Origin of the sequence: Pantoea jilinensis, assembly GCF_019104105.1 — a bacterium.
GTDB lineage: Bacteria > Pseudomonadota > Gammaproteobacteria > Enterobacterales > Enterobacteriaceae > Pantoea > Pantoea eucalypti.
Map to the genome: position 1 here is coordinate 185,509 of NZ_CP077748.1, position 12,003 is coordinate 197,511.

Genomic DNA, 12,003 nt, shown 5'->3' on the forward strand with positions numbered 1-12,003 from the left:
CATCATCGAATGACGCAACACGCAGATAAAGTAACGATTTGGTCGAAGCTTATCTGAATAAAATCAATGCGGAAGTGAAGGGGATTTAATCAGTGTTCTGAGCGTGCGGAATGACAAACACTGTTTTGCCATCCCGCAATTTTTTATAGCTGGGTAATGACTACTCCGCGCATAATTTTCGCTGTCCTGCACGCAGGAATGCGCTGACCAGACCCAGCCATAGCAGACCGCAGATCAGATTCACTATGCTAAAACCACCGTTGCCGAAGCTGAAATACGCGGTTTTGGCGGCTTCAATGCCGAGTGCAATGATCAGAATGCTCACCATCCCAAGCATCGCCGCCACACTGCCTTTGCCTGCGTTGCTGGAAAAAAGCGTCATGCGATAGAGCCCGGCGTTGACCAGTCCGGTGCCAAAACCGTAGAGACTCATTCCGGCAGTCAGCCACAGATAGCTGTCTGGGTTAATCATGGTGGCGATCGCTGCAATGGTCAGTCCGCAGACCACAGGCCATGCACCGAGTCTTACAGGCTGTTCAATGGGCAGACGGCTGGATAATCGACCCAGAGTCAGATTACCTGCAATCATGGCGGCAAAAACCGGCAGCTGTAACAGCGCATAGTCGATGCGGCTCAGTTGCGCACCGTGGATCAAAATCACGGGCGACAGCGCAACCCAGGCGATGCAGGGCACAGTGACCAGTCCGATGGCCAGCGAACCGCGCATCACCTGACGCTCTTTCAGCAATGCCGCATAACCGCTGATAATCGATCGCAGTGACAGCGGTGTCTGACGATCGCCCGCCGTTTCAGGCATGGCATACCACAGCCCGGCCAGCGCCAGCGCCGCGACAGCCCCAATCAACCAGAACAGGGTGCGCCATTCTCCCACGGTAAGAAAAGCTGCGCCCGCCAGCGGCCCGGCCAGTGGGGCCAGCAGGGCGACGTTGGCCATCAGCGCCATCATTTTAATGCTGAGCGACTCTGTGAACGCCTCCTGTATCGCCGCGTAACCTACCGCCCCGATAAAGCAGAGGCTCATCCCCTGAAGAAACCGCAGCAGGATGAACTGTTCAATACTCTGTACCCAGTGGGTCGCGATGCAGGAGAGCATAAAAAACGCCACGCCGCTGAGCAGCACCGGACGCCGCCCGATGCGATCCGAGAGCGGTCCAAGCAGCCACTGCAGCAGAATGCCACCCGCCAGATAGGCGGTCAGCGAGGTAGAAACCCATTCAGGCCCGACCTTAAATTCCTGTGTCACCAGCAGCATGCCGGGCTGGATCATGTCATGGGCGATATAGGTGGCGAACTCGAATAAGACCAGCGAGAGCGGAAAGATCAGATGTCGGCGGGTCAGTTGCGCCACCGGCAGAAAAGAAGCCATGATGAATACCTGCAATATAACCATTAAAAAGCGGCCACCGAAGTGACCGCATCAAATCAGAGTGACAGTGTAACGCTTAGCGCCAGCGGGCAATCGGGTTGACCAGCGTACCCGCGAACTTCAGATTCTCGGCGGGATCGGCAAGGTTGATCATCTGCTGATTATTCGCCAGCTGCAGGCGGTTCAGACAGGAGCGGGTAAACTCCGGCGCAAACATGTCATAACGGGCGAACTTAGTGGCATGCTCGGGATGCGCCTGCTGATAATCCTTCACGCATTGCGCCACCGCCTGCCAGAAATCCTCTTCCGGCAGCGTTCCTGACTGATGCAGAATCGCGCTGATAAAGCGGAAGATGCAGTCAAATACATCGGTAAAGATCGACAGTAATTTGAGGTTCTCCGGCACATCCACCGCCAGACGCTGCACGCCCTCCGGCAGCACGGCTTCCGGGTTCATCACGGCGATCTCTTCGCCGATATCCTTCATGTAAGCACTAACCGGCACGTTGTTTTCCAGCAGCATGATCAGGTTTTCACCATGCGGCATAAACACCAGGTCATGCTGATAGAAACAGTGCAGCAGCGGGCTGAGGTAGCAGGTGAGATAGCGATCAATCCACTGCTTCGCCGGCAAACCGGAGTCCGCAATCAGTGCAGGCAGCAGAGCCTGCTGATGGTGATCAACGTGCAGGAATGAGGCCATGGTCATCAGACGCTGGCCAGGTTGCAGGCTGGCCGCGGGATTATCCCGCCACAGCGCTGCAAACATCTTTTTGTAGGCGGAATCGCCTTTGATCGCCTGCTCGTAGTAGCGGTTGTGATAGCCGACGGAAGCGACTTCGCGCAGGATACGGAAATCACAGCGTTGCAGCCACGCATCCCCCGCCACCAGCTGTTCCAGCCAGCCGTTAATGGCAGGGGTTGTCGCCATATAGTAGGGTGACAGACCGCGCATAAAGCCCATGTTCAGCACCGACAGTGCGGTTTTCACATAACGCTTAGAAGGCTGGCTGCGATTAAAGAAGGTGCGGATGGACTGCTGCGCCTGATAAGCATCGTCGCCGCTGCCAAGATAAACAATATCGTGATTAGCGATGTCCGCCGCAAACACGGTCAGCAGTTTGTTCTGCCACTGCCACGGATGCACAGGCATCAGGATATAGTCCTCAACCGCCAGCCCTTTATTCACCAGCTGCGTATTGAAGTGTTCCACGGTGGTGTCGCCCAGCTCATCACGCATCAGCTGTTCATAGCTCAGCCCGCTAAGGCTGGAGAAATGGGCATTGCGGCGGTGAACAGCGACCCAGATAAGGTGTACGGGCGCGGCGGCTTCCGGCGCATAGGCCAGATAATCCTGCGCATCGAAACCGATACGTCCGTTGTTGGCGACGAAGCAGGGATGGCCTTCGGTCATTGCCGCTTCCACGGTCTGGAAATCGGCTGAGACCAGCGCCTGGCTGTCGGGATTATTCTTCTGAAGTTTATACACGCTGCTGCACAGGGTGCTGCTGATCTCCTCCATATAGGTCGCCAGCAGCGCCTGCGGAATGCCAATCTCGCCATTGAATTCCACAATAAACTTCAGCGCATCCAGCGGCAGATCGCGACCGTTCTCCTGCTTGCGTAGTGACTTCGCGTCGATTTCCCAGTGATCCAGCGCCAGCCGCGCCGCCTGGAAATGGTACGTTGCTTCACCGCCCGGCACCGCCAGTTGATAGCTGCCATCCTGCGATGCCTGCGGCGTGATGATTTTTTCATGCGTGAACTCGGCAATCGCTTTGCGGATCAGCATGCGGTTGGCCTGTGTCCAGTTGTCGCCCGTCAGATGTGTGCCGTCGGTCAGTGAAGCGGAGGTATTCATGGTCTGCGACTCCTGCAGTAACGCGTGTTGATAATCGTCCCGCTGGCAAAAGGCCAGCCAGGCGGTTTTATGGCCCATGTCGATGGTGTGCTGATAGCGGAATCCGGCGCGTTTATTCAGCACGTGGATTTTTTCATTGCGTACGTCCGGCTCTACCACGACACGGTTTACCTCGGGGCGGCTGAACATGTAGTCCATCACCAGCGTGAAGACCTGCCAGCTAAAGGCTTTGATTGGCTGGCTGGCCGGGGCAATCAGAATGTGCATGCCGTAATCATCAGGCGCGGCCGGATAAAACGTGCCGACCTCGTCGTCGCGGGCGCGATAACACTCAATCAGGCAGATGGGCTTGTCATTGCAGCAGCCAATCAGCGCGGCATGGGGATCGGATGCGGTCAGCATCTGATAAAACGCCGCGACCTGTTCCAGACTCTGCTGCTGCATGCCCCAGAAGCGCGCGTAATCACGGGTGACCCAGCTGTGGATGAGTGACGCATCGCTCTCAAGCATCGGTCTCAGGGTAAACTGGCCTGCGGGACGATCGGCCCTGAACAGTATTGGTGAACTCATCTCAATGCTCCGATTTAGCCGGGAAAGTCTGGAAGGCGATCTGACGCTCGATGGGATACACCTCGCGTCCGGTCAGTTCACGCAGCAGGACTGAGTTGCGGTAGCAGGCCATGCCGAGATCCGGCGTGACAAAACCGTGGGTATGCAGTTCGGCGTTCTGCACGAAGATCTGATTGTGATGATCGATGCTGTAGTTGCGCTGAACGTCATAGCGGCCTTTGTCATCCCAGCGCAGGCGGGCGTGGATACCCTCTAAAAACATCGGTGGCTGGTAGTGATAACCGGTCGCCATCACCAGTCCTTCGGTGCGACGGGTGAAGGTGCAATCCTGCTCTTCCTGATGCAGAGTCAGTTCGAATTCCCCCTGCGGCAGCCAGCGCATCGCAGTGAGCGCCGAGTGTGTGAAGAGATTGACATTGAGATCGCCGTCAAGCTGTTTCACATACATCAGGTCGTAAATGTCATTGATTAAGCTGCTGTTGATTCCCTTGTAGAGATTCTTGTGACGGGCATTCAGCTCGTCGCGTGTGCTGGCGGGCAGGGCGTGGAAATAGTCCACCCACTCCGGCGAGGTCATCTCCAGCGTCAGCTTGGTGTACTCCAGCGGATAGAAGCGCGGCGCGCGGGTGATCCAGTTGAGCTGATAGCCAAAGCGGTCGATATCGGTCAGCAGATCGTAGTAGATTTCCGCTGCACTCTGGCCGCTCCCCAGCACGGTAATCGAACGCTTCTGCTGCAACTCCGCTTTTTTGGCCAGATAATGGCTGGAGTGGGTCAGGCGCTGGCGGTGCGGCTGGCTGCACGCCGGCATCCAGGCTTTTGGCCCGGTGCCGAGCACCAGATGACGCGCCTGATAGCGCTGTTTCGCTCCGCTTCGGGTGTCGGTCACCTGAAGGTGATAAATGCCGGCCGCTTCATCGTAGCTGACATACTCCACATGGCTGTTCCAGCGCAGATTAGACAGACGCGAGCTGGCCCACTGACAGTACTGGTTATACTCTTTGCGCATCAGGAAGAAGTCTTCACGGATATAAAAAGAGTATAGTTTTCCTTTTTCCTTCATGTAGTTAAGCAGGCTGTACGGGCTGGTGGGATCGGCAAGTGTCACCAGGTCGGCTATAAACGGCGTCTGCAGATGGGCGTTTTCCAGCATCATGCCGGTGTGCCAGTCAAAGCCGGGATTCTCATCCAGGAAAATACCGTTTAATCCCTCAACCGGCTCACTCAGACAGGCCAGGCTCAGGTTGAAAGGGCCAATGCCGATGCCAATAAAATCGTAAACAGGATTATTCATTTCAGATCGCTCCCTGATTCGCCGCGCTCAGCGCAGAAGCACGAACCTGTTCGCGGCCGTAATGCGCAATCAGGCTCAACACATCTTCGAGGTCGGCAATGGTGGTAGTGGGATTTAACAGGGTGAATTTCAGATACTGACGTCCATCCACTTTGGTTCCGGCGATCACCGCATTACCGGAGCGGAACAGCGCTTTACGGATGGCGGCGTTGATCTCATCGATCTGCGCGTCGCTGGCATGTTTGCCGGGAATGTAGCGGAAAATCTGGGTAGTCAGCTCAGGCGCGTGCAGCACTTCAATGGCCGGATGCGCCGTTAATAGCTGATGCGCAGCCTGTGTCAGATCGATCAGGGTATCGAAGGCATCACCCAGCGCCGCCGGGCCCATGACGCGCAGTGTCAGCCACATTTTCAGCGCATCAAAACGGCGGGTGGTCTGAATGCTTTTGTTGACCAGGTTCGGCGTGCCTTCCTGCTGGGCGCTGAGCGGATTGAGGTAGTCCGCATGGTGCGTGACATGCTTCAGATTCTGGCTGTCCCGCACAAAGAAGGCACCACAGCTGACGGTCTGGAAGAACGATTTGTGATAATCAACGGTCACGGAGTCCGCGCGCTCAATGCCATTCAGGCGGGAACGATGATTTTCAGAGACCAGCAGGCCACAGCCATACGCGGCGTCAACGTGCATCCATAAACCGTAATCGTCACAGAGACGGGCGATTTCCGGCAGTGGATCGATGCTGCCAAAGTCTGTGGTGCCGCTGGTGGCGACCACTGCAATCGGGATTAGCCCTTCACTGCGGCAACGCGCGATCTCCTGTGCCAGACATCCCGCGTCCATGCGGTAATGGTCATCGTGATCGACGGCGATAACCGCGTCATAGCCCAGACCGAGAATCGCCATCGATTTCTGGATGCTGAAGTGGCTGAGTTTCGAGGTAAACACCCGCCATTTCGAGGCAGTTTCAGGCAGGCCACGATGCTTAATCAAATGTCCCGGATGATGTGCGGCACACCAGCTGTCACGCGCCAGCAGCATTGCCATCAGGTTGGATTGGGTACCGCCGCTGGTGAAGATCCCATCCGATCCGGCTGGCAGACCGATACGGCCAAGCGTCCAGTCGATCACCTTCTGCTCAATCAGGGTGCCGCCTGCGCTCTGATCCCAGGTATCGACCGAGCTGTTGACTGCCGCCATAATCTGCTCTGCCATCAGCGAGGGCAGCACCACCGGGCAGTTCAGGTGCGCCAGGTATTTAGGATGGTGAAACCAGACGGCGTCACGAAGATAGAGCTGGCTCAGCTCCGCCAGTGCATCCTCGTTGTTGCCGAGTGGGTGATCGAGATTGACCTCGCTGAACTCCGCCGCCAGTTCGTGGGGCAGAATGCCGCTGAAGGGCTTCTCTACGCCGGTAACGGTGCGCGTCATCAGCGTTAGCACTTCCTGAGTCTGCTGCGACCAGGCCGCCAGTTGCTGATCGTTAAAAATGGCCGTTTCGGCACCGCTGGCGTTGGAGGCTGGCGCGAGATCCAGAGCCGCCTGTGTGGATGAGCGTAAAAGCATGTTCAGTTCCTGTGCGTTAATACCAGTGACCCTGCCGGCATTAAGCCAGCAGCGTTGGATGTGCGCTCAACAACTCCAGTAAACATAAATCTGACTAACCAGATAAAAATCCTGACAACCAAAGACGCCAGGGTTTTAACCTTAAAAAAATAAATACCGCATATTATTTGTGGATTTTGCAGCGTTTAACGCTTTGTTATATGCGGATGAGAGTGTAAATGTTAATCATTATCATTCAATTGTTTTATTGTTAAATTTTATCTATTAGCCGGACTAATGTTGTAAATGTGACATAGATCACATTTTGTGTTCGGAATAGTCCTTTTTTAGCGTGATTAGTGCCAGAAGATGTCAGTGAATCTGTGTCACGATGAGGCGTTTCAGGTCAGGGATGAGCATAACGAGCGTAAATTACGGCTATTGTCGGCACAGGTGAGGGGGATTCTGATAAGGACCAGGAGGGGAATGAAGAGCCGATGAAACACACGCCCAGAAAGGGCTAATCGCCCTTTCTGGGTTAGTACACTTTCTTTTTACCCTGCATTCGTTTCAGCAGGTGCCTTCTTTTTGGCCATGAAGTTATAAATCACTAACAAGCCAAAAATACCGGTGATGATCATGGTGATGGTTCCCTTGTCCATAAAGTGAGCCATATTGCCAAGCAGAATGCCGGTCACGCCGAAGTCGGTATCCGAGAAGGTCGTGTTGGTCAGCCCGATCTGTCCCAGTACCGGTAGCAACGCGACAGGCAGGAAGGTAATCAGCAGGCCATGTGCAAAGGCACCGCAAATCGCCCCGCGTTTGCCACCGGTGGCATTACCAAATACGCCCGCCGTAGCGCCACAGAAGAAGTGGGGCACAACACCCGGCAGAATTAATACCCAATGCAGCTGACCGAGGACAAACAGCCCAACCAGGCCACCAACAAAGCTGGAGATAAAGCCGACCAGCACCGCATTCGGGGCATAAGGGAAAACAATCGGGCAATCCAGCGCGGGTCTTGCATCCGGTACCAGTTTTTCTGAAAAGCCGGTAAAGGCCGGAACGATCTCAGCCAGGATTAAGCGCACACCCTGCAGAATAATAAAGACGCCCGCCGCAAAAGTTATGGCCTGAATAAACGAGTAAACCAGGTAATTCTGACCATGACTGAAGTTGGCCTCTACATACTCTTTACCTGCTGACACCGACAGGATTAAGTAAATAATCATCATCGTTAGCGAGATGGAGATCGTGCTGTCGCGCAAAAAACTGAGGTTTTTTGGCATGTTCATCTCTTCGGTGGATTTAGAACCTTTACCCACTAAAGAGCCGATCCAGCCAGATAAGACATAGCCAATGGTCCCGGTATGCGCCAGCGCGACATGGTCGCCCCCGATGATCTTACGCATATAAGGCTGTGCAATTGCCGGGAAGGTGGCCATCAGAATACCCAGAAGCAGTGAGCCGGTGTAAATAAGCTGCACACCTTCAAAACCGGCAACTGATAAAATAATCGCGATCATACAGGCCATATAGAAGGTCACATGGCCGGAAAGGTAGATATATTTAAGTCGGGTAAATCGGGCAACAACGATGTTGGCGACCATGCCGAAGGCCATGATCATCGTGGTTGGCGCACCATATTTTGCCAGTGCGATAGAGACCATTGCTTCGTTATTAGGAATGATGCCCTGAACATCAAATGCATGTTTAAAAATGTCGCCAAGTGGTGTCAGGGAACCGACCAGGACGGTCGCTCCGCCTGCCAGCACCAGGAAGCCCAGAATGGTTTTAACCGTGCCCTTAATAACGTCAGGAAACGGCTTCTTCTGCGCAATCAGTCCGAAACATGCCACCAGTCCGACTAATATTGAGGGCACTTTCAGCACGTCGACGACGAACTGCAAAAGATTTTGAGTAAACATATTAACCTCGAGGGTAAGGTGTTTATCTAATTATTAGCGTCAGTTTTTCTCAAAATACTCGCGTATTTTTTGTTCCACTTCTTTCAGGTCAATAATGTTGTTAATGATGATAACCTTCTGTTCAGGAAGGTTGGCGCTGTAGGCAATATCTTTTGCCATCACAAAAACATCCGCCACATCGGGCGTAACAGAGCCGAGATCAGAATGTTCAACTTCCGCTTCAACACCAATAGTTTTAAGCACCTTCTTAATGTTCATTTCCATCATGAAGCTGCTGCCCAGACCTGAACCACAAACCGCCATAATTTTCATATCTCACCTCATTCACTGTTGATAAAATGTCGTGTTTTAGCGGGCAGTTCAGACGCCCGATAAAATTGTTATCAGCGCTTCTTTACTGGTTGCCCTGAAGAGTTGTGTCATGATCGCTTCATCAGACAGAACTTCTGCAAGCTCGGAAATCATTTCGATATGGCTATTGCTGTCCGGCGCGGCAAACATAAAAATGGCCTTTACCGGATCGTTCTCTTCAGAGTAAAATTTCACCGCTGTGCCCAGCAGCACAATCGAGAGCCCCAGTTTGTGCGCGCCCTGTTCCGGACGGGCGTGAGGCATTGCAATCTGCGGAGCGATGACGAAAAAGGGCCCGATCTCCTCTTTTTGCTGAATGATCGCATCAATGTAATCCTGCGAGATTGCGCCCTCACTGAGCAGAGGACGCCCCGCAATGACGAGTGCTTCCTGCCAGTCAGCAACGCTTTCGACGTACTGGATTTTCTCGTTGTTTAACCACTTAGCCAGGTGTGACATCGCCTTGCTCCTGCTGAAAATGCCTGAATATGTACAGTCATTTTTTATTAAAACGCCTTTCATCCCTTTTTGACTGAACCTGCAGGCAACCTGCGTCCACTCACTGTGCGGGAAAATAAAGGCAGTCCGATTCGTAAAAGAACGTTTTATCAAGCCTTTAAGAAATAACGCGTTTCTTAGCGTGCACATAAAATTAAATTTCACTTTAACCGGTACATCTGTACATGTTAAAGATGTCTAGTCATCTCGATAATGTCCTTCGACGTGTACGGACACAACATGTAAAGTTAAAATTTGGCTGAACAGGCTTAACATCAGTGCCAATTTGATAAGTTGATCACATATTCAGCGAGCCGTAGTGGTACTCATCCGGCAATGTCAGGCAGAACTGTACTGACACGGATTAGAGGGAGACCGTCCTTCACGCAAATGGGAAGAAAGCCAATGGCTGATGGCATTACTGAAAAGCAAAAAGAGGTGGTTAATTACATCCTCAATAAAATTAAGGATGATGGCCTTCAACCCGGAGAAAAGCTGGATACCGAAATATCAATTGCCAAAAATATCGGCATTACACGCGCAACGGTGCGTGAGGCGACACGTATTCTGGTAGAACAGCAGAGAATATATCGGGTAAAAGGATCGGGTATTTTTGTGGGTTCCGCGGAGATAAGTAGCCAGGCTCACCGATATCATGTGCTTTCACCTTTTGATTATCAGGCTCAGAGAAATGGCCATAAAGGTGTCAGAAAAATCATCTCTGTCAGTATCGTCAGGGTTCCTTCAGCGGACATGGCCCAGGCACTGCGTATCAAGAGCAGCGATCAGATTTATAAAATTTTACGTCTGATGTGTTTTGACGATATTCCGGTGGCACTGGAACATATCCACCTGCCAGTAAACCTGTTCAACAGCATGGAATTCAGCAAGCTGGAAATCTCCAAATATGCCTATATTGAAGAGGTGACAGGTAAAAAAGTCCAGCTCAGAGACCAGCATTTAACAGCCGTCAATCTTGCGGATACACAATCACTTACGTTACTTAATTTAGCGGAAGGCGATGCGGTCATTCAGCTTAATGAAACGGTTTATCTCGACGACGGCATTCCCTGTGAAGTCAATGTGGCGATTATCAATACCCGGTATTTTCCTCTGAAACAAAATTCGCAGCGACCTTAACTAAAATAATGTTTTAGTCACTTATCTTTCCTCAATTGAAAGCTCAGTATGCTTATTTAATTGCCCGACGTTCTGCGCTTTCTTCCTCCAGTACAGAATGGACTTCAGTGTGTTGTATTCCCGATGTCTGTTATCAAGGCAGCGCCGCGGCAGAACGCATAACAGCTTTCCATACTTAAGACGATTTTCTGCATAACTTTGCCGGCTCGCTGGTTTCAATCGCCTTTTTTTCAGGTAACAGGCGGTTTTATCCGTGAGATCTTACTATCAAACCCTGTTTCAGCGCCGTTATCCTCATTTATCCTTTCATCCCTCCCCATTATGACGAATTCAATAAAGCATAAAACAATATGATGTTTTACCAATAATCACCTGCGCAGCACACTGGTCAGCAACCGGAATTAACAAGGACCAGGTCAATGGCATATCGATTGAGTCTGTTAGATAAAGCACCCGTGCTGCAGGGCGAGACGCCCACCGCAGCGCTGCAGCGCACCCTGCAGCTGGCCCAGCTGGCAGAGGAGTGGGGATATCACCGTTTCTGGCTGGCAGAACATCACAACACCGCGCAGCTCGCCAGTCCTTCACCGGAAGTGTTAATTGCGTGGATCGTTGCCCAGACCCGTCATATTCGCGTCGGATCGGGCGGAGTGATGTTGCAGCATTACAGCCCCTATAAAGTGGCAGAAAACTTTAATCTGCTCGCCTCTCTGGCTCCCGGACGTATCGACCTCGGTGTAGGCAAAGCGCCAGGTGGATTACCGCTCTCAACCCATGCACTGCAACAGGGTGTCGATGCCGCTAAAAAAGGGAGCTTTGCTAATCAGCTTCAGCTGCTGGATAGCTGGCTCACGGCCGCTCAACCTCATGTTGATGACGAAGGCTTAGCCGCCACGCCACTGCCGTCACGTCCGGCCAATCGTTTTCTGTTGGGTGCCAGTGAAGAGAGCGCCCGGCTCGCGGCCAGTCTGGGCTGGCAGTTTGTGTTTGCGGCCCATCTCAATGGCGATCGTCAGTTACTGGAGCGCGCGTTAAGTACTTTCTCCCGCCTGAGTCACGGTCAGCGCGCACTGGTGGCTGTACAGGTGGTGGTGGCCGATTCACCCGCCGGTGCAGACCTGCTGGTTTCCGGTCTGCGCCATTATCACGTCGCAGTGAAAGAGGGCCCAGGCGTCAATGTCGCCAGTCTTGAGCAGGCCGAACGCTATGTGCGTCAGGGCGGTTACAAGGATTACAAAATAGAGCCGCGCACACCGTCATTGCTAAAAGGCACATCAGCGCAGGTTCATGCTCAACTGGATGCACTGCATCATAATTTTGATATTGATGAGTTCGTGATCGACACGCCGATTACCGAGCCGGTTGCCCGCCTGAAGTCACTTGAACTGCTGGCTACGCATCATCTGGTCGCAGCCTGAATCTCAGTGGAGA

Annotated in this window: 9 protein-coding genes; 2 read left to right on the forward strand and 7 right to left on the reverse strand. The window is 52.8% G+C overall.

Features of this window, described 5'->3' with window-relative positions; translation table 11 throughout:
* Window positions 1-160 precede the first annotated feature (160 nt).
* The 7 genes from KTJ90_RS20365 to KTJ90_RS20395 form a co-directional block, all read right to left on the reverse strand.
* On the reverse strand, window positions 161-1,387 hold the full coding sequence (locus KTJ90_RS20365; RefSeq protein WP_499027045.1) for an MFS transporter: 1,227 nt from the start codon (window positions 1,385-1,387) through the stop codon (window positions 161-163).
* Between the two features lie 76 nt (window positions 1,388-1,463).
* Window positions 1,464-3,818, reverse strand: coding sequence for a GNAT family N-acetyltransferase (locus KTJ90_RS20370; protein WP_438476191.1), 2,355 nt, complete (start codon window positions 3,816-3,818; stop codon window positions 1,464-1,466).
* Window position 3,819: 1 nt separating this feature from the next.
* The gene (locus KTJ90_RS20375) at window positions 3,820-5,112 is read right to left on the reverse strand and encodes a lysine N(6)-hydroxylase/L-ornithine N(5)-oxygenase family protein (RefSeq protein ID WP_499027047.1); all 1,293 of its coding nucleotides are present in this window, start codon (window positions 5,110-5,112) and stop codon (window positions 3,820-3,822) included.
* Window position 5,113: 1 nt separating this feature from the next.
* Window positions 5,114-6,676, reverse strand: coding sequence for a pyridoxal phosphate-dependent decarboxylase family protein (locus tag KTJ90_RS20380; RefSeq protein WP_008924644.1), 1,563 nt, complete (start codon window positions 6,674-6,676; stop codon window positions 5,114-5,116).
* Between the two features lie 533 nt (window positions 6,677-7,209).
* Window positions 7,210-8,583 carry a PTS ascorbate transporter subunit IIC gene (gene ulaA, locus KTJ90_RS20385; RefSeq protein WP_008924645.1) on the reverse strand — a complete coding sequence of 458 codons (1,374 nt, stop codon included), beginning with the start codon at window positions 8,581-8,583 and terminating at the stop codon, window positions 7,210-7,212.
* 39 nt (window positions 8,584-8,622) lie between these two features.
* Window positions 8,623-8,895, reverse strand: a complete 273-nt coding sequence (locus tag KTJ90_RS20390) for a PTS sugar transporter subunit IIB (RefSeq protein WP_003855084.1) — start codon at window positions 8,893-8,895, stop codon at window positions 8,623-8,625.
* Window positions 8,896-8,943: 48 nt separating this feature from the next.
* Window positions 8,944-9,393 carry a PTS sugar transporter subunit IIA gene (locus KTJ90_RS20395; RefSeq protein ID WP_499027077.1) on the reverse strand — a complete coding sequence of 150 codons (450 nt, stop codon included), beginning with the start codon at window positions 9,391-9,393 and terminating at the stop codon, window positions 8,944-8,946.
* Window positions 9,394-9,837: 444 nt separating this feature from the next.
* Here KTJ90_RS20395 and KTJ90_RS20400 point away from each other — a divergent pair, with 444 nt between their 5' ends.
* A complete protein-coding gene (locus KTJ90_RS20400) occupies window positions 9,838-10,572 on the forward strand; it encodes a GntR family transcriptional regulator (RefSeq protein WP_003855087.1) in 735 nt (244 codons plus the stop codon).
* Between the two features lie 419 nt (window positions 10,573-10,991).
* The gene (locus tag KTJ90_RS20405; protein ID WP_485522150.1) at window positions 10,992-11,990 is read left to right on the forward strand and encodes an MsnO8 family LLM class oxidoreductase; all 999 of its coding nucleotides are present in this window, start codon (window positions 10,992-10,994) and stop codon (window positions 11,988-11,990) included.
* Window positions 11,991-12,003: the final 13 nt, after the last annotated feature.